This window comes from Streptomyces sp. NPDC107765, from assembly GCF_055657085.1.
In genome coordinates this window covers 236,974-261,032 of sequence record NZ_JBVKBL010000005.1, presented here as the reverse complement: position 1 = coordinate 261,032, position 24,059 = coordinate 236,974, and the positions used below count along the sequence as shown (strand labels likewise).

General features: G+C 73.9%; 18 protein-coding genes. 6 read left to right on the top strand and 12 right to left on the bottom strand.

What is annotated here, in order from left to right; all coding sequences use genetic code 11:
- Positions 1-81: 81 nt before the first annotated feature.
- Entirely contained in the window at positions 82-711 is a 630-nt protein-coding gene (locus tag ACZ7MX_RS15170) for a flavin reductase family protein (RefSeq protein ID WP_472132141.1), read from the top strand.
- Here ACZ7MX_RS15170 and ACZ7MX_RS15165 read toward each other — a convergent pair.
- The 5 genes from ACZ7MX_RS15165 to ACZ7MX_RS15145 form a co-directional block, all read right to left on the bottom strand.
- A complete protein-coding gene (locus ACZ7MX_RS15165) occupies positions 696-833 on the bottom strand; it encodes a hypothetical protein (RefSeq protein WP_472132139.1) in 138 nt (45 codons plus the stop codon). The two genes, ACZ7MX_RS15170 and ACZ7MX_RS15165, sit on opposite strands and share 16 nt — an antisense overlap.
- A 186-nt stretch (positions 834-1,019) precedes the next feature.
- On the bottom strand, positions 1,020-1,670 hold the full coding sequence (locus tag ACZ7MX_RS15160; RefSeq protein ID WP_472132138.1) for a hypothetical protein: 651 nt from the start codon (positions 1,668-1,670) through the stop codon (positions 1,020-1,022).
- A gap of 46 nt (positions 1,671-1,716) precedes the next feature.
- The gene (locus tag ACZ7MX_RS15155; RefSeq protein ID WP_472132136.1) at positions 1,717-3,066 is read right to left on the bottom strand and encodes an MFS transporter; all 1,350 of its coding nucleotides are present in this window, start codon (positions 3,064-3,066) and stop codon (positions 1,717-1,719) included.
- A 173-nt stretch (positions 3,067-3,239) separates the two neighbouring features.
- Entirely contained in the window at positions 3,240-4,310 is a 1,071-nt protein-coding gene (locus ACZ7MX_RS15150; RefSeq protein ID WP_472132134.1) for a Zn-dependent alcohol dehydrogenase, read from the bottom strand.
- A gap of 772 nt (positions 4,311-5,082) precedes the next feature.
- The gene (locus ACZ7MX_RS15145; RefSeq protein ID WP_472132132.1) at positions 5,083-5,991 is read right to left on the bottom strand and encodes an SDR family oxidoreductase; all 909 of its coding nucleotides are present in this window, start codon (positions 5,989-5,991) and stop codon (positions 5,083-5,085) included.
- 82 nt (positions 5,992-6,073) lie between these two features.
- Here ACZ7MX_RS15145 and ACZ7MX_RS15140 point away from each other — a divergent pair, with 82 nt between their 5' ends.
- Positions 6,074-7,000 carry a cyclase family protein gene (locus tag ACZ7MX_RS15140; protein ID WP_472132130.1) on the top strand — a complete coding sequence of 309 codons (927 nt, stop codon included), beginning with the start codon at positions 6,074-6,076 and terminating at the stop codon, positions 6,998-7,000.
- Positions 7,001-7,271: 271 nt separating this feature from the next.
- Here ACZ7MX_RS15140 and ACZ7MX_RS15135 read toward each other — a convergent pair whose 3' ends face one another.
- From ACZ7MX_RS15135 to ACZ7MX_RS15125, 3 genes are all read right to left on the bottom strand, one after another.
- A complete protein-coding gene (locus ACZ7MX_RS15135) occupies positions 7,272-7,745 on the bottom strand; it encodes an ATP-binding protein (RefSeq protein WP_472132128.1) in 474 nt (157 codons plus the stop codon).
- Positions 7,746-8,217: 472 nt separating this feature from the next.
- On the bottom strand, positions 8,218-9,207 hold the full coding sequence (locus tag ACZ7MX_RS15130) for an acyl-CoA dehydrogenase family protein (protein ID WP_472132126.1): 990 nt from the start codon (positions 9,205-9,207) through the stop codon (positions 8,218-8,220).
- A 7-nt stretch (positions 9,208-9,214) separates the two neighbouring features.
- Complete coding sequence (locus tag ACZ7MX_RS15125; protein ID WP_472132124.1) at positions 9,215-10,348, bottom strand: acyl-CoA dehydrogenase family protein; 1,134 nt, start codon at positions 10,346-10,348, stop codon at positions 9,215-9,217.
- 154 nt (positions 10,349-10,502) lie between these two features.
- Here ACZ7MX_RS15125 and ACZ7MX_RS15120 point away from each other — a divergent pair, with 154 nt between their 5' ends.
- Both ACZ7MX_RS15120 and ACZ7MX_RS15115 read left to right on the top strand, forming a co-directional pair.
- Positions 10,503-12,020, top strand: coding sequence for a class I adenylate-forming enzyme family protein (locus tag ACZ7MX_RS15120; protein WP_472132122.1), 1,518 nt, complete (start codon positions 10,503-10,505; stop codon positions 12,018-12,020).
- A gap of 42 nt (positions 12,021-12,062) precedes the next feature.
- Complete coding sequence (locus ACZ7MX_RS15115; protein ID WP_472132120.1) at positions 12,063-13,253, top strand: winged helix DNA-binding domain-containing protein; 1,191 nt, start codon at positions 12,063-12,065, stop codon at positions 13,251-13,253.
- A gap of 12 nt (positions 13,254-13,265) precedes the next feature.
- Here the strand turns inward: ACZ7MX_RS15115 and ACZ7MX_RS15110 are convergent, their stop codons facing one another.
- Together ACZ7MX_RS15110 and ACZ7MX_RS15105 are read right to left on the bottom strand one after the other, a co-directional pair.
- On the bottom strand, positions 13,266-15,428 hold the full coding sequence (locus ACZ7MX_RS15110) for a protein kinase (RefSeq protein ID WP_472132118.1): 2,163 nt from the start codon (positions 15,426-15,428) through the stop codon (positions 13,266-13,268).
- 206 nt (positions 15,429-15,634) lie between these two features.
- Positions 15,635-17,737, bottom strand: a complete 2,103-nt coding sequence (locus ACZ7MX_RS15105; protein WP_472132116.1) for a serine/threonine-protein kinase — start codon at positions 17,735-17,737, stop codon at positions 15,635-15,637.
- A gap of 189 nt (positions 17,738-17,926) precedes the next feature.
- On the opposite strand from ACZ7MX_RS15105, the gene ACZ7MX_RS15100 reads away from it, so the two are divergent.
- A complete protein-coding gene (locus ACZ7MX_RS15100) occupies positions 17,927-19,111 on the top strand; it encodes a serine hydrolase domain-containing protein (protein WP_472132114.1) in 1,185 nt (394 codons plus the stop codon).
- Positions 19,112-19,121: 10 nt separating this feature from the next.
- Here ACZ7MX_RS15100 and ACZ7MX_RS15095 read toward each other — a convergent pair whose 3' ends face one another.
- Positions 19,122-20,828, bottom strand: coding sequence for a glycerol-3-phosphate dehydrogenase/oxidase (locus ACZ7MX_RS15095; RefSeq protein ID WP_472132112.1), 1,707 nt, complete (start codon positions 20,826-20,828; stop codon positions 19,122-19,124).
- A 245-nt stretch (positions 20,829-21,073) separates the two neighbouring features.
- Here ACZ7MX_RS15095 and ACZ7MX_RS15090 point away from each other — a divergent pair, with 245 nt between their 5' ends.
- Positions 21,074-22,315 carry a nucleotide sugar dehydrogenase gene (locus ACZ7MX_RS15090; RefSeq protein WP_472132110.1) on the top strand — a complete coding sequence of 414 codons (1,242 nt, stop codon included), beginning with the start codon at positions 21,074-21,076 and terminating at the stop codon, positions 22,313-22,315.
- Between the two features lie 569 nt (positions 22,316-22,884).
- On the opposite strand, the gene ACZ7MX_RS15085 is transcribed toward ACZ7MX_RS15090, so the two are convergent.
- Positions 22,885-24,000, bottom strand: coding sequence for a GuaB3 family IMP dehydrogenase-related protein (locus ACZ7MX_RS15085; RefSeq protein WP_030416369.1), 1,116 nt, complete (start codon positions 23,998-24,000; stop codon positions 22,885-22,887).
- Positions 24,001-24,059: the final 59 nt, after the last annotated feature.

Here is a 24,059-nt window from a genome sequence, read left to right as displayed (position 1 = left end):
GACGGACGCCATGACGGGACCGACGGAACTGACGGGTCCAAGGGGACCGATGGGGCCAATGGGACTGATGGGGCCGAAGCGATGATGGGGCACGCGGGGATGGCGGCCACGGCCGTGCGGTACCTCCGCTCGGTCGGCGCGCCGACCACGGCCGCCGCGCCCGCCCCTCCTGCCGCACCACTCCCGCGGCCCGCCCTGCGCGCCGTGCGGGAGGGCGAGCGCGCCCCCCTCGACCCGGCCGCCTTCCGCTCCGTCCTGGGCCACTTCGCCAGCGGCGTCACCGTCGTCACGGCACCGGGCGAACCGGGCCCGGCCGGTTTTGCCTGCCAGTCCTTCGCGTCCCTCTCGCTCGACCCGCCGCTGGTGACGTTCATGGTGGCGCGTACGTCGACGACCTGGCCGCGGATCGCGCGGGCCGGGGTGTTCTGCGTCAATGTTCTCGGGGCGGCACAGGGCGGGCTGTGCCGGGGGTTCGCGGTCAGTGGTGGCGACAAGTTCGCCGGCGTCTCCTACGGGCCCGCGCCGGTGACCGGCTCACCGCGGCTGGCCGGCGTCCCCGCCTGGATCGACTGCACCATCCAGGCCGTGCACACCGGAGGCGACCACCTGATCGTCGTCGGCCGCGTCGAGGCCCTCGGCACGGACCCGGCGGCCGCCGAAACCGGCCCCCTCCTCTTCCACCGGGGCACCTTCGGTCACTTCAGCCCCTGAGCGGGGCCCTGCCGGGTCAGGACATGCCGGTGCCACTCGTCCGGGTCGCCCAGGAAGTAGGAGAGGGTGGGGCGCTCCTGCTTACCGCCCATGAACCACTGCCCCCGGCAGTCGCCGTCCACCTCCATCTCCCGCCGCGCCTCCGCCGTGAAGCGGTCCAGCTCCCCTCCGCCGACGCCGCCGCAGTGGTCGCCCGGCCTGCTCAGCCCCCGGGCCGTCGCCGTTCCGTCGGCGCGCAGCGGCAGGGTGCCGCCGCTGCCGTCCCGCCAGGGCCCGACGAGGCCGGCGCGGGCCGGCTTCGGGGGCTCTTACGCCGGCAACACTCCGGCTGCCAGGGCGACGATGCCCAGCAGACCCACCGTGAGGGCGATCAGGAACCCGCTGCTGGCGACGGTGACGGTCAGCCGCACGGTGCGCCGGGTCCCGGTGCCCCGGGCGGCGACCGCGGCCAGCAGGGCGGCCGGTACGGCGACCGCAATGAGCCCCGGCCAGCACACCAGGTAGGCCAGGGGCGGCCCCACGGAGCCGGTGAGGAGCGCACAGCACGCCCCGTAGGCGAGCGTAGCGCCGGCCGCCGAGAAGGGGGCGGCGGCCACCGTGCACCACCACGGCGCCCGTCCCTGCCGCCCTCCCCAACGGGCCGCCAGGCGCCCCAGCGTCAGCGTGGGCAGCACCAGGGTGACCGTCAGCACCAGGCCGGAGAGCGCGCCGAGCACCAGCGCGACCGGGAACATGAAGACGGCCAGGAAAGCATTGCCGACCGGCGCCTCCAGGGTGAAGCCGTACAGCACGACCCCGGCCGTCGCGCACATCGCCTCTGCCAGCAGCGCCGCCATCGACACCAGAACGGCCCGTCCGCTCCAGACGTCGCGGAACTGCCCGGCCGCCGCCCCGGCCCCGGCCTCCACCGTCATGCCCGTCCCCGCCCCCCGTAGCTCGTCGCCCGTCGCTCGTTCCACGGGGATCATGCACCGGCCGGCCGGGCGCCCCGCCACCGGGGGCGGCTCACGCGGCGGCCGGCTGCCCCTGGGCCGCCCCCCTACGCCGCTCGCGGATGACCAGGGCCATCAGGGCCGCCAGTGCGCACAGCGCGCCCGAGGCGTACCAGACCGGGTTGTACGTGCCGAAGGCGTCGCGGGCCAGGCCGCCCAGGAAGGCGATCAGGGCGGCGCCCACCTGATGGGCGGCCAGGACCCAGCCGAAGACGATGGCGCCGTCCTCGCCGTAGTGCTCACGGCACAGCGCGATGGTCGGCGGGACCGTCGCCACCCAGTCCAGGCCGTAGAAGACGATGAAGAAGACCATCGGCGGACGGACGGTGTCGGAGAGCAGCAGCGGCAGGAACATCAGCGACAGACCGCGCAGACCGTAGTAGACGGCCAGCAGCCGGCGGGTGTTGAAGCGGTCGGTGAACCAGCCGGAGGCGATCGTTCCGGCGACGTCGAAGACGCCGATCACCGCGAGCAGTGAGGCGGCCGCCGTCATCGGCATGCCGTGATCGTGCGCCGCGGGCACGAAATGCGTCTTGACCAGGCCGTTGGTCGTGGCGCCGCAGATCGCGAAGGTGCCGGCCAGCAGCCAGAACGGTCCCGTCCGGGCCGCCGAGACCAGCGCCCGCACCGCCCGCCGGGCCGCGCCCCGCTGCGGCGGCGGCTTGGGCACGAACGCGTCCGCCCCGTAGGGCGCCAGACCCACGTCCGCCGGGTGGTCACGCAGCAGCAGCCACACCAGCGGGACCACGGCGAGCGCGGCCAGCGCGACGGTCACCGCGGCCGGCCGCCAGTCGTACCGGTCGACGATCCAGGACAGCAGGGGGAGGAAGACCAGCTGGCCGGAGGCACCGGCCGCGGTGAGGATGCCGGTGACCAGTCCGCGCCGCGCGGTGAACCAGCGGTTGGTGACCGTGGCCGCGAAGGCCAGCGCCATCGAACCGCTGCCCAGACCCACCAACACGCCCCAGAACAGGACCAGTTGCCAGGCGGCCGTCATGAAGACGGTCAGCCCGGCGCCGACCGCGATGACCGCCAGGGCGACCGCGACCACCCGCCGGATACCGAACCGGTCCATCAGGGCGGCGGCGAACGGCGCGGTCAGCCCGTACAGCGCGAGGTTCACCGACACCGCGAAGCCGATGGTGCCGCGGGACCAGTGGAACTCGGCGTGCAGCGGATCGATGAGCAGGCCGGGGAGGGACGCGAAACCGGCCGCGCCGATGATCGTGAGGAAGGTGACGGCGGCGACCGACCAGGCGCGGTGCGGGCGCCGCCTCGGCACGGCCTCGGCGGCGACGGGAGCGGGAGTACGGTCGTCCGCCGCGGGCGGGCGGAGTTCGGGTGTCTGGGGCGTCTGGGGCACCCCAGAAGCTTCGCTGCCGCCTCGTTGCGGAACGAGTGGCCGGAGGGCCAGGGTTCATCAGGATCGGGCCACCGCCCGCGCCGGCCGAAGGACACCCCCGGAACCGGAACGGCAACCCCCGAACGGCAACCGCCCACCCGGACCGCGCCCGCCTCCTACCCGAACGCCACCTCCTACCCGAACGTCAGCACCGCCCGCGCCACCCGCCCGTGATGCGCGTCGTCCGCCGCCTTCGCGAAGTCCTCCACCGGGTACGTCCGGGTCACCAACTCGTCCAGCAGCAGCCGCCCTTCGCGGTACAGCCGGGCGTACAGCGCGATGTCCCGCTGCGGGCGGGACGATCCGTAGCGGCAGCCGAGGATCGACTTGTCCAGATACATCGACGAGACCGGGAACGCCGCCTCCGCGCCGGCCGGCGGCACCCCGAGCAGCACCGCCTGGCCGTGCCGGTCCAGCAGGTCGATCGCCTGCCGGATCAGCCGCGTACTGCCCACGCACTCGAAGGCGTGGTCGGCGCCCGTCGGCAGGATCTCCTTCACCGCCTTGACGGCGTCCGCCGCGGCCGAGGCGTCGACGAAGTGGGTGGCGCCGAACTGCCGCGCCACGGTCTCCTTCGACGGATTGGCGTCCACCGCCACGATCACCGACGCACCCGCGAGCCGCGCCCCCTGGAGCACGTTGAGCCCGATCCCGCCCGCCCCGATCACCACGACCGAGTCCCCACGGTCGACCTTCGCACGGTTGAGCACCGCGCCCACCCCGGTCAGCACCCCGCACCCGATCAGCGCGGCCGACGGCAGCGGAATGTCCGCGTCGATCTTCACCGCCTGCACCGCCTTGACGACCGTACGCTCCGCGAACGCCGAGTTCGACGCGAACTGGAACAGCTCCGCACCGCCCCGCCGGAACGGCCTCCCGGGCATCCCGATGGCCTTGCGGCACATCGTCGGCCGCCCCCGGTCGCACTCCGCGCACACCCCGCAGTTGGCCAGCGTCGACAGCGCCACGTGATCCCCGGGCGCCACATGGCCGACGCCCGCACCCACCGCCTCCACCACACCCGCGCCCTCGTGCCCCAGCACGACCGGCACCGGAAACGGAATCGTGCCGTCGATCACCGACAGATCGCTGTGACACAACCCCGCCGCCCGGATCCCCACCAGCACCTCCCCCGGCCCCGGCTCCCGCACCACCAGATCATCCACAACCCGCGGCTGCTCCCCGTCGTATATGACCCCTCGCATGGCATCTGCCTCCCACGTACTTGACCGTTTCGCTGCGCTTTGCTGTGCCTCCCACGTACCTGGCTGTCCCGCCGCGGGGCACGCTCGCCGTTGCGCTTTGCGGCGCCCCGCACGTACTTGGCTGTCCCGCCGCGGGTGTTGTTCGCCGTTGCGCCTGGCGGCGGGCGTGGTGTTTTCGGGTGCGGTGACAGCCCTACAGACTTCGTCCTCCGGTCTGTCCCCTCCCGTTGGTGGGGGGTTGGGAGGCCGGTGGGGGTGGGCGTCGTCGTTCCGGGTGCACCTCGCGTCGTGGGGCGGGTGTCGGGAATACCTCCCTGGCCCGTCGAGTTGAGGCCCAGCAAGGGGCACTCGCATCCCCTACGGGATCTGTTCGACCCTCCCCTAGGGGTCCCCAGGCCCCCTTGCATGCCTCAACGCCCGCCCCCACGCACCGCATTCCCCTCCCCCAACGGGAGGGGACGGGCCGGAGGGGCCGGTTGTGTGGACGTAAAGCGACAGCAGTCCACACAACCGGCCCCGCAGGCCCGTCACCGCACCCACCACAAACCCAGCCCGCCGCAGGCGCAACGGCGAGCGAGCCCCGCGGCGCCGCAGACATCCACGTACGCGGCGCCGCAAAGCGCGCAACGGCGAGACCACCCGCGGCGGGACAGCCAAGTACGTGGGAGGCGCCGCAAAGCGCAACGGCGAGACGACCCGCGGCGGGACGGCCAGGTACGTGCGGGGCGCCGCCAAGCGCAACGGCGAGCAACCACCACGGCGGAACAGACAACTACGTGGGGCCACCCCCGCGCCGCCGCGCCGCATCCGCCATCGCCGACACCCGCTCCAGCAACGGCATCGGGTCGACGCCCACCGCGTCCGGCACGAGCTCCGCCACCCGTTCCGGTGTCCAGCTCCCCTCGTCGGCGTATACGGAGCGCAGCTCCCCCGGTTGGGCCCAGACCGCGATCTTGGGGCCGGCCACCGTGTAGACCTGGCCGGTCACCTCGCGGGCGCGCTCGCTCAGGAGGTAGACGACGAAGGCCGCCACGTCCTCCGGTTCGCCGATCTCCGTGAGTTCCATGGGGACGTTCGCCGACATCCGGGTGCGGGCGACGGGGGCGACCGCGTTGGCCGTCACGCCGTATTTGTGCAGGCCCAGAGCGGCGCTCCGGACGAGCGAGATGATTCCGCCCTTCGCGGCGGAGTAGTTGGCCTGCGAGACCGAGCCCTGGTGGTTACCGCTGGTGAAGCCCACCAGCGTGCCGGAGCCCTGGCGGCGCATCACCGCGGCCGCGGCCCGGAAGACCGTGAAGGTGCCCTTGAGGTGGGTGGCGACCACCGGGTCCCACTCCTCCTCGGACATGTTGAAGAGCATCCGCTCGCGCAGGATGCCGGCCACGCAGACGACGCCGTCGATCCGCCCGTACTGCGCCAGGGCGGTGTCGACGATCCGCTGGCCGCCCGCCATCGTGGACACGTCGTCGGCGACCGCGGTCGCCGTGCCGCCGGCCGCCTCGATCTCCTTCACCACCGCCTCGGCGACCTCGCTGCTCGGTTCGGCGCCGTCGATGGCTACCCCGTAGTCGTTGACCACGACCTTGGCGCCCTCTTGTGCGCAGGCCAGCGCCACCGCCCGCCCGATGCCGCGCCCGGCCCCGGTGACGGCGACCACCTTGCCGGCCAAGAAGTTCCCCATGCCGCGCCCCTTCCCGCAGTTTCTGACGGACCGTTAGATTTTTGGGCAGGCGCGAGCCGAACACAAGACCCCGGAGGGCCCCATGCCGCTGCCGCAGGAGTTCCACGAGATCGCCCGACGCGTCAACAACTGGGGGCGCTGGGGCGCGGACGACGAGATCGGCACGCTCAACCTGATCACCGGGCAGGTGGTGCGGGAAGCCGCCGGCTGCATCCGCAGCGGCCGCCGCGTCCCGCTCGCGCTGCCGCTGCGGCAGGACGGCGTGCAGACCGGGATGATCCCGGGCCGGATCAATCCGCTGCACACGATGGTGGCGATCAACCAGGAGATCTTCGGGCCGGGTACGGTCGCCACCTCCGACGACGCGGTCACCATGGGCCTGCAGGCGGCCACCCACTGGGACGGCCTCACCCACGTCTCGCACTCGGGGCGGCTCTACAACGGCCGCCCCGCCACGTCCGTCACCGCCCACGACGGCGCCACCGTCCTCGGCATCGAGAAGGCCACCCCGATCACCTCCCGGGGCGTGCTGCTGGACGTGGCCCGGGCGCACGGCACCGACCGGCTGCCCGGCGGGCACGCGGTCACGCCGGAGGACCTGGACGCCGCCGAGGAACTGGCCGGGACGAGGGTCCGGGCCGGGGACATCGTGCTCGTACGGACCGGGCAGCTGCAGCACTACCTCGCCGGCGACCGGCAGGCCTACGCCTTCCCGTCGCCGGGGTTGTCGGTGCGCACCCCGGAGTGGTTCCGGGCCCGCGATGTCGCGGCGGTCGCCAACGACACCCTGACGTTCGAGATCTTCCCGCCGGAGATCGAGGGGCTGTGGATGCCGGTGCATGCGCTCCACCTGGTGGAGATGGGCATGCTGCAGGGCCAGAACTGGAATCTGGAGGAATTGTCGGCGACCTGCGCGGAGGCGGGCCGCTCTGCGTTCTTCCTGTCCGCGATGGCCGAACCGTTCGTCGGCGGCTCGGGCACCCCGGTCGCGCCGGTGGCGATCCTCTGACCCGCCCCGCGCCCGCCCCCGCGCCCGCGACGGGCCGGCCGGGTGGCGGTGCGCTCGTGTGCGCGCCCCGAGCACGGCACCGCGGACCGCCACCCCCGCCCCCCACCGGGCCGCGATCCGCACTCGTCGAGGCCGAAGCCGGGTACCCGGACCCGGCCGCATCCCGCCCTCGGCGTCCCCTCACGGCGCATCGCTCGTCCCAGAGTGATCAAACGGGCACGTTACGTCAACACCGGGCCCGGACTTGATGGTGCGCTGCGCACCGCGGTTCTCACATCCGGCGCGATACGGCGCACCGGTCTTCGTAGGCCCCCAGGTCGGACCCGGTCGCCATCATCAGCGGCCGGCCGCGGTCCACCTCGCACCAGATCCGCTTGCCGGCGCCTTCCGGCTGCCAGCCCCAGCGGTCGGCGAGGCCGTCGACCAGTTCCAGGCCGCGCCCGTTGGTGTCGTCACCGTCGGCGTGCCGCTGGCGCGGCGGACGGGCGCTGGCGTCCGTGACCTCGACCCGGACGGTGCCGACGACGGCGCCGGACCCGGAGAAGCACATCCGCAGCGAGGCCGCGGTGCCGGTGTGCACCACGGCGTTGGTCACGAGCTCGGAGATCAGCAGGATCAGCGTCTCCGCGAGCGGCTCGTCCGCCCCTATGCCGGATCCCAGGAGCCGCGACCTGGCCCATCGCCGGGCCCGCCCCACTTCCGCGGGGTCGGGCCGTACGTCCAACTGCACCTGAAGCACCTGCACCGCTCACACCATCCGAACCGGCGGAAACATCGCCTCGCGCCTCCATGGAGTCACAGTGCGTGACCCCAGCGACGCACAGCATGGTTGACGTTCAGTCACCCCAACAAGCGCTTCGGGCATATTCCAGCGCAAGGGAGTATGCATCCTGCATACTGTGCGACGCACTTTGCGGGGAGTCGAACAAGGGGGAGTGGCCGGCCCTCGGCCAAGGCGGGCGGCGCGCAGTCCGTACGCCGGAGCCGTCATGCCGACGGCACCGGGTTCGTTGCGCCACAGAACCACTCGCACCCGACGGAGCGTACCCGAGCCGGGCGCCGACTCCCCCCTGTGACGAGTCACGCCTAGGACACAACCCGATATCGACCCTCCGTGACCACTTCTGTGTGGTGAGTCCGACATTTCGCACACGAGTTGCCAGAGTCTGACACCGGCCCTCACGGCTCACCGCCCCGCATCCCGGAACCGCCCGCCCTCAGCCGGCCAGATCCGCCGCCAGCAGCTCTTCCGCCTCGCCGGCCGTTCCCCAGGAGCCGGCCCGCAACCAGGCCCGTTTGAGGTGCAGATGGACGTCGGCCTCCCAGGTGAAGCCGGTACCGCCGTGAATCTGCAGGCAGTCCCGGGCGTTGCGCACCGCGGCCTCGTCGGCGAGCAGTTTCGCGCCCGCCACGTCGACGGCCCCGCCCGTCACCGACGCGGCATATACGGCACTTCTAGCGATTTCTGCCCGTACGAGCATCTGCGCGCACAGATGCTTGACCGCCTGGAAGGAGCCGATGGGCGCGCCGAACTGGGTGCGTACGCGGGCGTGACCGACCGCCGTCTCGACGGTACGGAGCGCACTGCCCAGTTGCTGGGCGGCGGTCAGCAGGGCGGCCTCGCGGCGCAGCCGGGTCACGTCCGGACCGTTGAGCGGAGTCGTCCGCGGGTGGTCGGTGACGCGGGCGAGCGGGGTGAGGGGGTCGATGGAGGCGAAGGGGGTGCGCGACACCGTGCCGACCACGCTCCGGTATGCGCCGGCCGCGCGCCTCTGCGCGCCCCCGGGCCCGTACGCGAGGGCCGGGGCGCCGCCCTCCAGCAAGATCAACTCATCGCAGGCGTCCGGATGTTCCCACAGCACGGGCTCAGCGTCCCCGTCGCACAGCCCGACGATCCTCTCGCCGTCCGCGACACCGTCCACCGCCCCGGCGAGCAGCTGGCAGGCCACCAGCGGCCCCGGCAGCAGCGCCCGCCCGGCCTCCTCGAAGGCCAGCACCGCCGCCGGCAGCCCCAGTCCCACGCCACCGGCCTCCTCCGGCAGGCGCAGCGCGAAGAACCCGGCCGCGCCCAGCTCCCGCCACAGCGCCCGGTCCGGGGCCGGATCCCCGGTCGCCGCCCGCAGCCGGTCCCGGTCGAACCGGGCCGCCAGCAGCTCCCGTGTCGCCTTCTTCAACGCCCTTTGTTCGTCGGTGAGTTGGAAGCGCACCGGCCGGTCACCGCCCCTTCGGCAGGCCGAGGATCCGCTCGGCGATGATGTTCTGCTGCACCTGCGACGTGCCGGCCGCGATGGTGTACGAGAGGGACGAGAGCCGGTCGGCGGTCCACTCCTCGTCCGTGTCCCACGCGCCGGCCCCCAGCACCTCGGCCGCCGCGTCGTACAGCTCCTGCCGGGCGTGCGAGTAGCGGAGCTTGAAGACCGAGCCGCCGGTACCGGGCCCGCCGCCCCGTAGTTGCGCCTCGCTGACGTTCCACTGGGTCAGCCGCCACAGCGCGGCGAACTCCGCGTTCAGCCGGCCCAGCCTGCGGCGGAGCACGGTGTCGTCCCAGCGGCCGTTCGCCCGGGCCCGGCGGGCGACCTCCGTCAGCACCCGCCGGCAGGCCACCACCTCGCCGACGAAGGCGGTGCCGCGCTCGAACGACAGCGTCACCATCGTCACCCGCCAGCCGTCGTTCTCCGCGCCGACCCGGCAGTCCACCGGCACCCGCACCTCGTCGAGGAACAGCTCGGCGAACTCGGTCGATCCGGCGAGGGTGCGCAGCGGCCGGACGGTGACGCCGAGGGCGTCCATGGGCATCGCGAGCCAGGTGATCCCGCGGTGCCGGGGGGCGGTGGGGTCGGTGCGGACGAGCAGTTCGCACCAGTCGGCGACCTCGGCGTGCGAGGTCCAGATCTTGGTCCCGGTCACCACGTACGCGTCCCCGTCGCGCACCGCGCGGGTGCGCAGCGACGCGAGGTCCGAGCCGGCCTCCGGTTCGCTGAAGCCCTGGCACCAGATCTCCTCACCGCGCAGCACCGGCGGCAGCCAGCGCCGCTTCTGGGCCTCGGTGCCCTCGGCCGCGATGGTCGGCCCGGCGTGCAGCAGCCCGACGAAGTTCGCGCCCACGTAGGGTGCCCCGGCGCGTTCGGTCTCCTCCAGGAAGATCAGCCGCAGGGTGGGGGCGGCCGCCCAGTGGACGTCGGCGTACCCCGCGTCGTGCAGCATCCGCTGCCAGGCGGTGTCGTAGGCGCGGCGCCCCGGCCAGTCGAGCGGGTCGGGGCGCGGGGGCAGGGTGGGGAGGACGCCCGCGAGCCAGCCGCGCAGCCGGGCGCGGAAGTCCTCTTCCTCCTCGGTGTACGCGAGGTCCATCGTGTCCCCTCACCTCGGGCCCGCCCACACTTTCCTGACGGTGCGTCAGTTCCAGTGCCCAGGCTAGACCGGGACCCCTGGACCGACAAGGCGTCCGCCCCTAACCTCGGCACACTGCCTGACGAGGCGTCAGATATCCGCAAGGGGAGGGCACATGGCCGGTGGCACCCTCTGGGACCTGGTCGTACGGCGGGCCGCTGGCAGTCCGGATGCCACCGCCCTGATCCAGGGGGCGGAGTCGGCACGGGACGAGCGGCGGATCAGCTTCGGCGGGCTGCGGCGGCGGGCCGAGCGGGTCGCGGCCGGACTGTACGCGCGCGGCGTACGGCCCGGTCGCACGGTCGTCTGGCAGCTGCCGACCCGCATCGAAACGGTCCTGGTCAGCCTGGCCCTGGCCCGGCTCGGCGCGGTGCAGAGCCCGGTCGTTCCGGGCTACGGCGACCACGAGGTGCGGCAGGTGCTGCGCCGCACCGGCGCCGCCTTCTTCCTCGTGCCCGGCCCGGTCCGCAACGCCCGCCCGGAGTGCGCGGCCACCGTCATCGCCGCGTACGACCGGGCCGGCGGCGGACTGCCGGACGGCGATCCGGCACTCCTGCCGCCGCCGCCCGCCGACGCCCACGAGGTCCGCTGGATCTACTGGACCTCCGGCACCACCGCCGGGCCCAAGGGCGTCCGGCACACCGACCACTCCCTGCGGACGGCCGGCCGCTGGCTGGCCGAGGCGCTGCGGCCGGCCCGGTCCGACATCGGCTCGATGGCCTTCCCGTACGCCCATGTCGCGGGCCCCGACTACACCGTCATGCTCCTGCTGTGCGGCATCCCGGCCCTGCTGCTGGAACGCTTCGCGCTGCCCGGGTCGCTCGCCGCCTACCGCCGGCACGGCGTCACCCTCGCCGGCGGCTCCACCGCCTTCTACAGCCTCTTCCTCGCCGAACAGCGCCGCCTGCCGCCCGGCCGGCGGCTGCTGCCGGCGCTGCGGCTGCTGGCCGGCGGCGGCGCGCCCAAACCGCCCGCGCTGTACCACGAGGTCGTCGCCGAACTGGGCTGCCGGCTCACCCACGGCTACGCGCTGACCGAGGCCCCGATGGTCACCATGGGCGACCCGTACGACAGCCCGGAGCACCTCGCGGCCACCGACGGCCGGCCGCCCGCCGGTATGGAAATCCGGATCACGCCCGGCACCGGAGAGATACGGCTGCGCGGCCCGGCGGTGTGCCGGGGCTATCTCGGTGAGCCCGATCCGTTCGACGCGGAGGGATTCCTGCCCACCGGCGACCTCGGGCACCTCACGCCCACCGGACACCTCGTGGTCACCGGCCGCCTCAAGGACATCATCATCCGCAAGGGCGAGAACGTCTCCGCCCAGGAGATCGAGGAGCTGCTCTACCGCCACCCGGACGTGGCGGACGCCGCCGTCATCGGACTGCCGGACGACCGGCGCGGCGAACGGGTCTGCGCGGTCGTCGAACAACCGCCGGGGGCCCGGGAGTTGACGCTCGGCGCGGTCTGCGCCCACCTCCTCCGCCAGGGCCTGGCCCGGTACAAGCTCCCCGAGCAGCTGGAGGTGGTGGCCGCGCTGCCGCGCGGGGCGACGCTGCGCAAGGTGCGCAAGCAGGAGCTGCGGGAGCGGTTCGGACCGGCGGCGGCCCGCCCGGCCCCCGGAGACTCCTGAAAGAGGACACCCGCCGTCCGCGACCTCCCGTACGGTCGCCCCATGAGCCACTCCCGCCCCCGTATCGACACCGCCGGTCGCCGGGCCCGCCTCGGACGGCGGCATCTGCTCGCCCCCGCGTGCCGCGCCGACCGCCCCGAGGAGGTCGCCGACGCGCTCGTCGCGCTGCACGCCACCGACGCGGCGACCGTGCACCTGGCGGCCTGCGCCCGGCTGACCGTGCCGGACCCCGCCGAGGTCGAGCGGGCGCTCTACGACGACCACACCCTGGTCCGACTGCTGGCCATGCGGCGCACCCTGTTCGCGGTCGGCGCCGGCCTCGCACCGGTCGTGTCCTCCTCCACCGGGCGGGCGATCGCCGCCAAGGAGCGCGCCGGCCTGGTCGGCTGGCTCGCCACGGGCGTCGGCTGGGACGAGCGGCGGCTGGCGGAGGTGGAGGAGAAGACGCTGGCCGCGCTGGCCGCCCGGGGCACCGCGGCCGCGGCCGAACTCACCGAGGACGTGCCCGCCCTGCGCGAGAGCGTCGTGGTCTCGCCCGGCAAACCGTACGAGGCCACCGTCGCGGTCTCCAGCCGGCTGCTGCGGACCCTGGCCGCCGAGGGCCGGGTCCGGCGCGGCCGTCCGCGCGGCGGCTGGACCAGCAGTTCCTTCCGCTGGACGCCGGGCACCGCGTTCGCCGACCTGCCCGCGCCGCCGGCCGCCGAGGCCCGCGCCGCGCTCGCCCGCCGCTGGCTGGCCGCCTACGGCCCGGCGACCGTCGAGGACCTCAAGTGGTGGACGGGCTGGACGCTCACCGACACCCGGCGGGCGGTGGCCGCCACCGACGCCGTCGAGGTGACGCTCGACGGCGGCACGACCGGACTGGCCCTGCCCGACGACCTCGGCCCGGTGCCCGAACCGGAGCCCTGGGCGGCCCTGCTGCCCGCCCTCGACCCCACCGCCATGGGCTGGAAGGCCCGGGACTGGTACCTCGACCCGGACCACGTACCGCAGCTCTTCGACCGCAGCGGCAACATCGGCCCGACGGTGTGGTGGAACGGCCGGATCATCGGCGGCTGGGCCCAGCGCCCGGACGGCGAGATCGTCTGGCGGCTGCTGACCGGCGACGGCGGCGGCGAGGCGGCCGATGCGGTGACCGCGGAGGCCGCCCGGCTCGCGGCCTGGGTCGGCCCGGTCCGGATCACGCCGCGCTTCCGGACCCCGCTGGAACGGGAGCTCTCCGGGCGGCGCTGAACCGTACCGGCCTCACCGGGGCCGGTACGAGCTGGTCGCCTGCTCGTAGAGCCGGTCGACCTCGCGGCGCCCGGAACCGTCCGGACCGATGACCAGGACCAGGTGGTAGCGGCCGTTGTGGATCATGGCGAGGTTGCGGACGTAGACCTCCCGGCCACTGCGGTCGCGCCAGGTGAACGTGCCCTCGGCCATCGCCGTCCGGCCGACGTCGATCCGCCGCAACCCGGCCGCGGTCGCCCAGCTGGAGCCGCGGTACGGGGCCAGCTCGGGCTCCTTGTCCTGGAGGTAGGCCATCGGGTCCGCGCCGTACCGGGCGGTGCTGTCCCGGCCGGGCACGACCAGCAGTTCGTAGTCGCCGCCGAGATAGCGCACCTGGCCCTGGGCGTCGGCGGCGCGCCGCTGCCAGCCGTCGCGGACCGCGATCTGGAAGCCCCGGGGGTCGGTGCGCAGCGCGAAGCCGGGGGCGACGTCGCCGGGCGCGGTGGGCCGCGGCTCACCGGGGTCCGGCGAACCGCCGTCCTCGCCGCCGGAGGGGGTCGGGGCGGGGCTCCCGGCGGGCGGTGCACCCGAGGTGGCGGTCCGGTCGGCGCCGCGCCGCCCATCCTTGGCGTCCTCGCCCGCCTTCGGCAGGAACGCCATGGCGTAGGCGACCGCGCCGACGAGGAGCAGCAGGATCGCGCCGAGCAGCAGCCTTCCGAGGTGGCGCGGCGCACCGCGTCCGGACCGGGCCGGCCGCGGCCCGGAGGCCAGCAGATCCGGCTCGTACGCGTCCCGGTGCGGGGCGGCGGCCCCCCGCGGCGGCCGGGCCGCGCGGGACGGCTTCGGCTGCCGGAGCGGCTTGGGCTGCTTCGGCGGGCGGGGCAGCCGGGCCGGCGGCGACGGGCGTCCCCCCTGCTCCTTCGAGCTTGGGAGAGGAATGGTCCGCTCCTCGGCCGGCGGCATCCGGCGCGGGTGCGGCGGGCGCGCGGCGGGCGGTGCCGGGGCGGCGGCCGCCTGCGCCGACGGCTCGGGGCGTCGGGCCGGCCGGCCCTTCTTGTGCCGCCCCTTGCGGACGAGTTCGCCGCGCCGCCGTACGATCGGCAGCCATCGCGGGGCGCCGCCCTGCTCCAGCGCCGGCACCGTCACCAGCCGGCGCTCGGCCTCCGGCTCCGGGGCCGTACGGATCAGCGCGCGCAGCGCGTGGCGCACCTCGTCGAGGTCCGGGCGCTCGGCGGGGTCCCGGTGCAGCAGGGCCTCGACGACCGGGCGCAGCGGCCCGCACCCCGCCGCGTCCACGGGCGGCCCGGACCGTACCAGCCGGGCGAGTTCGGCGGTGCTGTCCTCGGGGAACGGCGGATGGCCCTGCACGCTGCGGAACAGCAGCGCGCCGACCGCCCACAGATCCGCGGCCGGGCCCGGACGGGCGATCGGCGCGTCCTCGTCCACCGGCGCGGCCTGCTCGGGCGCCCAGCGTTCGGTGACCGGGCCGACGACGGTCAGCCGCGCCTGGCGTGCCCGTTCGGCGGCGAGCCCGGTGAGGGGCCGGGCCCCGTCGGTGTCGTCCGCGGCAGCCGAATCGTCTCCGCACAGTGCTTCCTGGGCCGCGCCCGCCGCCAGCCCGGTGAGGATGGCCCGGCCGTCGTCGCAGACCAGGACCGTGCGGGCGGTGATGTTGCGGTGCGGCCGGCCGTCCGTGTGCAGCATCCGCAGCGCGGTGAGCAGGTCGGCGCCGATCTCCGCGGCGCGGTGCGGGGTCAGCGGCCGCTCGGCGAGCAGTGCGGACAGCGGGCGGGCGGTGAGGAGTTCGCCGACGATCCACAGGCTGCCGTCCTGGGCGAAGACGTCGAAGACCTGCTCCAGCCGGGGATGGTCGGGCAGCTGCGCCACGGTCGTGGCGGCCTGCAGCGCGCGGCGTACGGCGGGATCGCGGGGGCTGCGGTCGGCCACCCCCGTCGCCCGGAGGCCGCCGAAGCGGCCGCCGCCGCTCCACTCGCCGGCACCGGCCGGGCCCGCGCCCACCGCCTCCGCCTCGAGGACCTCGGCCTCCACGACCTCGGGCAGCGGTACCTGACGGACCAGCACCTCCTGCCCGCTGAACGTGTCGAACGCCCGGGACTCGGTGAAGTCGTCGTCGCCGAGGGGGCGCACGGGCAGGCGGTAGCGCTCGGCGAGCACTCGCCCTGCGTACTCGTCCACGACGCCTCCCCGCAGCGCGTGCTGTGTTACCGCCCCGCCTCCGCCGCCCTCCGGCGCGGGCGCCGTCGGTCACTTCCGGTCGCGTTCCCACCGAATGCGGATGCGTACGGTCTTCGATGTCTCACGATACGTGCCCGGGCCGGACGGTGCCCCCGCCCGGCCCGTCGACGCGTCCGTCCGCGCGGTCTCCCGCCGGCCGCGTCCGCTCAGTCCTTCACCGCGAAGGTCTTGAACGCGGTGGCGATGACCTGCTGGCACTCCTTGCCCGACCAGCTGTCCGCCTTGCAGGTGATCATGATGGCGTAGCCGTGGTCGTCGTCGGCCCGGAAGCCGCGGTTGAGGACCCGTACCTTCTCGCCGTCCTGGGTGCGGGTGAACGACCAGTCGGCGACGGTCGGATAGCCCCGCCACTTCACCGTCTTGATGCCGATGAGGTGGTAGTCGTCGCTGGACCCGCGCACGCTCGGCTCCAGGCTGCGCCAGGCGGCCGCGGCGTCCTTGCCGGGCTTGGCGTTGTAGTCGACCTGGACGCGCGGGAATCCGTCGCCCGAGGCGCTGTATATGGCGCCGGAGCCCTGCCCGGCGGTGCCGGTCTGCCGGAACCCCTTGGGCATGGCCATACGGAAGTGGAACGTGCCGTTGGTCTTTTGGGCGTAGCCGTCCGGCAGCTTCGCGCCGCCCTTCCCGCCGCCGCCGTCGCCGCCGTTGCCGTCCGCGCCGCCCTTGTCGCCGGCCTGGTCGGCGCTCGGCGCCGGGCCCGACCCGCCGGGGCCGCCGCTGTTCGCGCCGTCCCCGTTCGCGTCGTCACCGTTCGCGTCGGCCGCGTCGGTCGAGGGCTTGGTGCGGGCCGCGGAGGACCCCTTGCCGTCCTTGCCCGAGGAGCCGCTGCCGCTGCCCTTCGCGCCGGTGTCGTCGCCGCTGAGGGACAGCGCCAGGACCGTGCCCAGCACCGCGAGGACGACGACCACGGCCACGGTGATCAGGGTGCGGCGCGGGACGACATCGGTCAGCGACGCACGCGGGGCGGACGGGCGGTCCCCCTCGCCGGGTCTGGAGTCCGCACGGGCCGCGGCCGCGGCTGCGGCGTTGCGCACCGACGCCAGCGCGGCGCGCACCCGCTCCTTGGCGGCCTCGCCGTCGAAGCCGGGGCGGCCACCGGACGGCCGGCCCGCCGCCGTGCCGCCCGCGGCCGGCCGCTCCGTCGCGACCGCGGCGGGCTTCTGCTCCGGCCGGGCCGGCGCCTTCGCGGACGCACCGGCGGACGCGGCGGCGGACGCCGCGGCCGGCGCGGCGGCCGGCTTCTCCTTCGGCTTGCGCTGCGGCCGCGCCGGGGCACCGCTCTTGGCGGCCTTCGGCTTCGGTGCCGCCTTGCCCTTCGGCGCGTCCTTGGGCTTCGCCGGGGTGCGCTCGCCGGGCACGGTCGGCAGCACCATGGCCCGGGTCGCGTCCATCGGCGGCTCGGTCTTCTCCGGCGCGTGGATGACGTCCAGCAGCATCGCCCGCGCACCGGCGTCGTCCAGCCGGGCCTGCGGGTCCTTCACCAGCAGCCCGAAGATGACCTCTTCCAGCGCGCCGGCGCTCTTCGGCGGCTCGACCGGTTCGGTCATCACGGCGGTGAGCGTGGCGATCGCCGAGCCCTTGTCGTACGGCGGCACGCCCTCGACACAGGCGTACAGCAGGCCGCCCAGCGACCACAGGTCGGCCGGCGGGCCGGGCTTCTGGCCGCGGGCGCGCTCGGGGGAGATGTAGGAGGGCGCGCCGACGAGCATGCCGGTCGAGGTCACCGAGGGGTCGCCCTCGACCTGGGCGATGCCGAAGTCGGTGAGCACGACCCGGCCGTCGTCGGACATCAGGACGTTGGACGGCTTCACGTCGCGGTGCAGGATGCCGGCGTCGTGCGCGGCGCGCAGCACGTCGAGCACGGCGAGGCCGACCTCGGCGGCCCGGCGCGGGGTCAGCGGGCCGTCGTCCCGTACGACCTCGGCGAGCGAGCGGCCCTCGACCAGCTCCATCACGATCCACGGCCGGTCGTCCTCGTCGACCACGTCGTAGACCGTCACCGCGCCGTTGTTCCGGATCCGGGCGATCGCCTTGGCCTCGCGCAGCGTGCGGGTGATCAGCCGGCGCTTCTCGTCCTCCTCGACCCCGCCCGGGAAGCGCAGTTCCTTGACTGCGACCGTACGGCCCAGGACCTCGTCGCGTGCCCGCCAGACGGTGCCCATGCCACCCCGGCCGAGAACATCGGCGAGCCGGTACCGGCCGGCGAGCAGCCTGCCCTCCTTGCCGTCCATCTCGACCTCGTCGCCCACTGAATCCCCTCGGCAATCCAGCCGAGTTGGCAGCCTTGACATCGCATCGATCGCCAAACTGACCCAACTCGGACAACCCACCCTGGCAGAGCCTTCATTCTCCCTCATCCGCGGCCGTGCGGAAGGCCCGGGTCGGTGCCGGGCGGCACCGCGTACCCGTCATGATGGCCCCGACGAACGGGAGTCCCGATGACGATGTGTCCGCCCCGGTCGGTCGTGGCGGCGGTGCTGGCCGCAGTGGCCGCGCTGGCCCTGCCGGCCTGCGCGGGCCGGCCGGCCACCACCCGTGTGCCGCCGGTGGGAGAGGTCGACCGGCCGCCGGCGACGACGCTCCCCGCCCTGCGCCGGCTGGTCGCGGACGGCGCCCCGGGCGCGGCCTCGCTCCTCACCCGCGACGGCGGGTTGGGCGCCTCGCGCTTCTCCACGGCCGGCGTCGCCGATCTGCGCACCGGCCGCAGGATGGCCGAGCGGGACCACTTCCGGGCCGGCAGCCTCACCAAGACCGTGGTCGCGACGGTGGTCCTGCAGCTCGTCGCCGAGCGGCGGCTGCGCCTGAGCGACCCGGCGGCCGCCCATCTCCCGCCGGGCGTACCGGTCACGGCCGGGCACGGCGGCGCCGATCTGCGGAAGGTGACGGTCCGCCAGCTGCTCGACCACACCAGCGGCCTGTTCAACTACACCCAGGACCCGCGGCTCGCCCGCCGGCTCTACGGCACCGGCTTCGCCGCCCACCGCTACGACAGCCACACCCCGGCCGAACTCCTGCGGAGCGCCCTCCACCATCCGCCGGTGGCCGCACCGGCCACGCGTTACCTCTACTCCAACACCAACTACCTGCTGCTCGGCCTGATCATCCGGGCCGTCACCGGCCACCCGTACGCCACCGAGATCCGCCGCCGCGTCCTCGTCCCCGCAGCGCTGTACGACACGTCCTTCCCCGGTACGGACCCGGGGCTGCCGGCGCCGCACGGCCGCGCGTACTCCCAGGTCGGCGACCGGCGGGTGGACACCACCTACCTCGACCCCAGCCGGGCCGGCGCGGCCGGCGAGATGATCACGACCCTGGGCGACCTCAACCGCTTCTTCGCCGCCCTGCTCGGCGGGAAGCTCCTGGCACCCCGCCAGATGGCCGAGATACGCAGCGAGAAGGCCACCCACGGCGCCTACGGCCTCGGCCTCTACGCCACCGAGCTGCCCTGCGGCATCACGGTCTGGGGCCACAACGGCGACATCAACGGCTCGTTCGCCCAGACCGCGGGCACCGCCGACGGCCGTCACCTCGTCAGCTACCGGATCAACACGGACGCCCCGGCCGCCCGGGCACACGGCACCGACGTGCTGACCGCGGAGTTCTGCGCGGCACGGCGTCCATGAGGCCGGCGGGCTACAGCGGCACGATGTCCGGCGCCCCCAGCCGCGCCGCATCCGCCGTCAGATCGTCCGGCTGGCGCTGCGATTCGCGTTCCGCCTCGACCCGCTTGCGGTAGTGGGTGATCTCCTTCTCGACCTGGTCGTCGTCCCAGCCGAGCGCCGGTGCCATCAACTCGGCCACCTCGCGGGCGCAGCGGGTCCCGCGGTCGAAGGTCTCGATCGAGATCCGGGTCCGGCGGGTCAGCACGTCGTCGAGGTGGCGCGCCCCCTCGTGCGTACAGGCGTAGACCGCCTCGGCGCGCAGATAGTCGTCGGCGCCGGTCAGTGGTTCGCCCAGTGAAGGATCGCCCACCACGAGCTCCAGCAGTTCCTCGGTGAGCGCGCCGTAACGGTTCAGCAGGTGCTCGATCCGCGCCACGTGCAGCCCGGTGCGGGCCGCGATCCGGGCCCGGGCGTTCCACAGCGCCTTGTACCCCTCGGCCCCGACCAGCGGCACCTCCTCGGTGACGCACTCCGCCACCCGCTGGTCCAGCCCGTGCACCGCCTCGTCGACGGCGTCCTTGGCCATCACCCGGTACGTCGTGTACTTGCCGCCGGCGACCACCACCAGGCCCGGCACCGGATGCGCGACCGTGTGCTCCCGCGACAGCTTGCTGGTGGCGTCCGACTCCCCCGCCAGCAGCGGCCGCAGCCCGGCATAGACACCCTCGACGTCGTCCCTGGTCAGCGGGGTGGCGAGGACCGCGTTCACATGCTCCAGCAGATAGTCGATGTCCGCGCTGGACGCCGCCGGATGTGCCTTGTCCAGGTCCCAGTCGGTGTCCGTGGTCCCCACGATCCAGTGCCGGCCCCAGGGGATGACGAACAGCACGCTCTTCTCGGTCCGCAGGATCAGCCCGGTCGTCGAGTGGATGCGGTCCTTGGGAACGACCAGGTGGATCCCCTTCGAGGCCCGCACGTGGAACTGCCCGCGCTCCCCGATCAGCGCCTGGGTGTCGTCCGTCCACACCCCCGTGGCGTTGACGATCTGCCGCGCCCGGACCTCGTACTCCCGGCCGCCCTCGACGTCCTGCACCCGCGCGCCGACCACCCGCTCGCCCTCGCGCAGAAAACCCACCACCCGCGCCCGGTTGGCGGCGTGCGCGCCGTACGCCGCGGCGGTCCGCACCAGGGTCGCGACGTACCGCGCGTCGTCCATCTGCGCGTCGTAGTACTGCAACGCGCCCACCAGCGCGTCCTTCTTCAGGCACGGCGCGACCCGCAGCGCCTTCTTGAGCGACAGGTGCCGGTGGACCGGTAGCCCGCGGCCGTGCCCCGACGACACCGACATCCCGTCGTACAACGCCACACCGGAGCCCGCGTACCAGCGCTCCCAGAACTTGTGCTGCAGCGGATACAGGAACGGCACCGGCTTGACCAGATGCGGCGCCAGCCGCTCCAGCAGCAGCCCACGCTCCTTCAGCGCCTCCCGCACCAGCGCGAAGTCCAGCATCTCCAGATACCGCAGACCGCCGTGGATGAGCTTGCTCGACCGGCTGGACGTGCCGGAGGCCCAGTCCCGGGACTCGACCAGTCCGGTGTCCAGTCCGCGGGTCGCCGCGTCGAGCGCGGTCCCCGCGCCGACGACCCCGCCCCCGACCACGAGAACGTCCAGCTCCCGCTCCGCCATTCGGGCGAGCGCCTCGGCCCGCCGTGCCGGTCCCAGTATCGCTGTCCTCACCGCTGCCTCCCGCTGTGGCCGGGGCCACCGTGACCGGGGCCCTGCCCCGTCCGTCGATTCTGACCGCGCTCCTTGCCGCTATCCCCCCTCACCCACACGGCAACACCCCGGCCACCTTGATCCCTCAATCCCCATTCTGGGCCAAATATCCGCTTAGTCTACTTATGCACTCTTCGCATACGTCATGCGCTCCCCGCCCCCGCACCCCACCCGCCACCCCTCCGCCCGGGAAGGACGGTCGCAGCATGCCCGCAGATCTCGCCGTCATCGGACTCGGTCACCTCGGCCTCCCCCTCGCCCAGGCCGCCACCACCGCCGGCATCGGCACCCTCGGCTACGACCCCGACCCGCACGCCGCCACCGACGGGCCGCTGACCGCCACCGAACTCCGCCGGCTGCTCGCCGCCGGCTTCCGCACCACCGCCGACCCCACCGCCCTCAGCCGGGTCCGCACCGCCGTCATCTGCGCCCCCACCCCGCTCGGCGAGGACGGCACCCTGGACCTCTCCGCCGTCGCCGGCGCCGCCCGCACCCTGGCCGCACAACTACGGCCGCACACCACGGTGATCCTGGAATCCAGCGCGTACCCGGGCACCACCGAGGAATTCCTGCGCCCGCTGCTCGAAACGGGCTCCGGCCTCACCGCCGGCCGCGACTTCCACCTCGCCTACTCGCCCGGCCGCCACGACCCCGGCAACCGCACCCACCACTACGCCAACACGCCCAAGGTCATCGGCGGCCTCACCCCCGCCTGCACCGAGGCCGCCGCCACCTTCTACGGCCGGCTCACCGACAAGGTCGTGCGCGCCCGCGGCCCCCGCGAGGCGGAGACCGCCAAACTCCTCGAAACGAACTACCGCCACGTCAACATCGCCCTGATGAACGAGATGGCGGTCTTCTGCCACGACATCGGCGTCGACCTGTGGGACGTCATCCGCTGCGCGGAAACCAAACCCTTCGGCTTCCAGTCCTTCCGCCCCGGCCCCGGCGTAGGCGGCCACGCCCCCGCAGTCGACCCCAACTCCCTTACGGAACGCGGCCGTTCACCCTCCCTCCCGCTCCCCCTCCGCATGGTCGAACTCGCCCAGGAGGTCAACGGCCGGATGCCGCACTACGTCATCCAGCGCTGCGCCACCCTCCTCAACGAACACGGCAAGTCCGCCCGCGGCGCCCGCATCCTCCTGCTGGGCGTCACCTACAAACCGGACGTCGCCGACCAGACCGGCTCCCCCGCCTGGGAGATCGCCGCCCGTCTCCGCGAACTCGGCGCCCACGTCACGTACCACGACCCGCACGTCGCCCACTGGACCGTCCACGGCCGCCCGGTCCCCCGCGCCGACTCCCTCTACGACGCCGCCTCCGCCGCCGACCTGACCCTCCTCCTCCAGCCCCACCGCACCTACGACCTCCAGGGCCTGTCGGTGAAGGCCCAGCTGCTCCTGGACACGAGGGGCGCCACGCCCACGGGGGCGGCGCACCGGCTGTGAAGGGGGCGCGCGAGGACGGCCCGAACCCCGAGGTCGGTGGCACCCGGCGCGCAGCACGGGTACCTTACGGAATCAGGTGGAGCCCACCGCAGCGGGTACTGCGGCAGGCTCCTGGAAGTGATCGGAGTGTCCACCCCTAGTTCTCGTAGGGGTGGCCGCTCACCTTCCGTAAATCCGCAAGATCCACCTCCTCCGGAACTGCACCAGCCGAAGCCGAATGTGATCCCAGCGGGTGGGCTTGCGGTGACGGCCCATGGGCACGCCCCCTTCCATGACGCCGCCCATTAACCCGGTTGGGCGGTCCACTGGAGCTCCGGGCCGGGCCCCGGGCCACCGGGTCCGGACACGTGCTCCTTGGAAGGGGGCGTCCCAGAGAGCGGGTCGCCGAACAGGGACATTACCGCCCTGCTACACCCGTTCAGCCCACACTCGCCCTGAACGCAACCACGCGCCCCTCCCCTCTCAAAACACGCCCCCATCAGCGCCGTTGGGCACGCGAAAGGGCCGGTCACCCACCAGGATGACCGGCCCCTACATATGCGTACGTGCCCTACGGACTACCGCACGGACTACCGCCGCGGCGCGACCGTGACCTCGACGCGCTGGAATTCCTTCAGCTCCGAGTAGCCGGTGGTCGCCATCGCCCGGCGCAGCGCGCCGAAGAAGTTCATCGAACCGTCCGGGGTGTGCGAGGGGCCGAGGAGGATCTCCTCGGTCGTGCCGACCGCACCCAGGTCCATCCGCTTGCCGCGCGGCACGTCCTCGTGGACCGCCTCCATGCCCCAGTGGTGGCCGCGGCCCGGCGCGTCGGTCGCGCGGGCGAGCGGGGAGCCCATCATCACCGCGTCCGCGCCGCAGGCGATCGCCTTGGGCAGGTCGCCGGACCAGCCCACACCGCCGTCGGCGATGACGTGGACGTAGCGGCCGCCGGACTCGTCCATGTAGTCACGGCGGGCCGCCGCGACGTCGGCGACCGCGGTCGCCATCGGGACCTGGATGCCCAGGACGTTACGGGTGGTGTGCGCGGCGCCGCCGCCGAAGCCGACCAGCACGCCGGCCGCGCCGGTGCGCATCAGGTGCAGGGCCGCGGTGTACGTGGCGCAGCCGCCGACGATCACCGGGACGTCCAGCTCGTAGATGAACTGCTTGAGGTTCAGCGGTTCGGCCGCGCTCGACACGTGCTCCGCGGAAACGGTGGTGCCGCGGATGACGAAGATGTCCACGCCGGCGTCCACGACGGCCTTGGAGAACTGCGCGGTGCGCTGCGGCGACAGTGCCGCGGCGGTGACCACGCCCGCGTCGCGCACCTCCTTGATCCGCTGGCCGATCAGCTCTTCCTTGATCGGGGCCGCGTAGATCTCCTGGAGCCGGCGGGTCGCGTCGGCCTCGTCGAGCTCGGCGATCTCGGCGAGCAGCGGCTCCGGGTCCTCGTAGCGGGTCCACAGCCCTTCGAGGTTGAGGACGCCCAGGCCGCCCAGCTCACCGATGCGGATGGCGGTCTGCGGGGAGACCACCGAGTCCATGGGGGCCGCCAGGAACGGCAGCTCGAAGCGGTAGGCGTCGATCTGCCAGGCGATCGAGACCTCCTTCGGGTCGCGGGTGCGGCGACTGGGTACGACGGCGATGTCGTCGAATGCGTATGCCCGGCGGCCGCGCTTGCCGCGCCCGATCTCGATCTCAGTCACGTGTGTGGCCTTTCCTTCTACGTCTGCGTCTCCAGTATCCCCGACGCACCGGAGCCCGC

What these genes read in the sequence shown, in the direction of transcription:
- ACZ7MX_RS15170 (WP_472132141.1), top strand. Translation starts at nt 82, where the DNA reads ATGATGGGGCACGCGGGGATGGCGGCCACGGCCGTGCGGTACCTCCGC.
- ACZ7MX_RS15150 (WP_472132134.1), bottom strand. Translation starts at nt 4,310, where the DNA reads ATGCGAGGGGTCATATACGACGGGGAGCAGCCGCGGGTTGTGGATGAT.
- ACZ7MX_RS15145 (WP_472132132.1), bottom strand. Translation starts at nt 5,991, where the DNA reads ATGGGGAACTTCTTGGCCGGCAAGGTGGTCGCCGTCACCGGGGCCGGG.
- ACZ7MX_RS15140 (WP_472132130.1), top strand. Translation starts at nt 6,074, where the DNA reads ATGCCGCTGCCGCAGGAGTTCCACGAGATCGCCCGACGCGTCAACAAC.
- ACZ7MX_RS15125 (WP_472132124.1), bottom strand. Translation starts at nt 10,348, where the DNA reads ATGGACCTCGCGTACACCGAGGAGGAAGAGGACTTCCGCGCCCGGCTG.
- ACZ7MX_RS15120 (WP_472132122.1), top strand. Translation starts at nt 10,503, where the DNA reads ATGGCCGGTGGCACCCTCTGGGACCTGGTCGTACGGCGGGCCGCTGGC.
- ACZ7MX_RS15115 (WP_472132120.1), top strand. Translation starts at nt 12,063, where the DNA reads ATGAGCCACTCCCGCCCCCGTATCGACACCGCCGGTCGCCGGGCCCGC.
- ACZ7MX_RS15100 (WP_472132114.1), top strand. Translation starts at nt 17,927, where the DNA reads ATGACGATGTGTCCGCCCCGGTCGGTCGTGGCGGCGGTGCTGGCCGCA.
- ACZ7MX_RS15090 (WP_472132110.1), top strand. Translation starts at nt 21,074, where the DNA reads ATGCCCGCAGATCTCGCCGTCATCGGACTCGGTCACCTCGGCCTCCCC.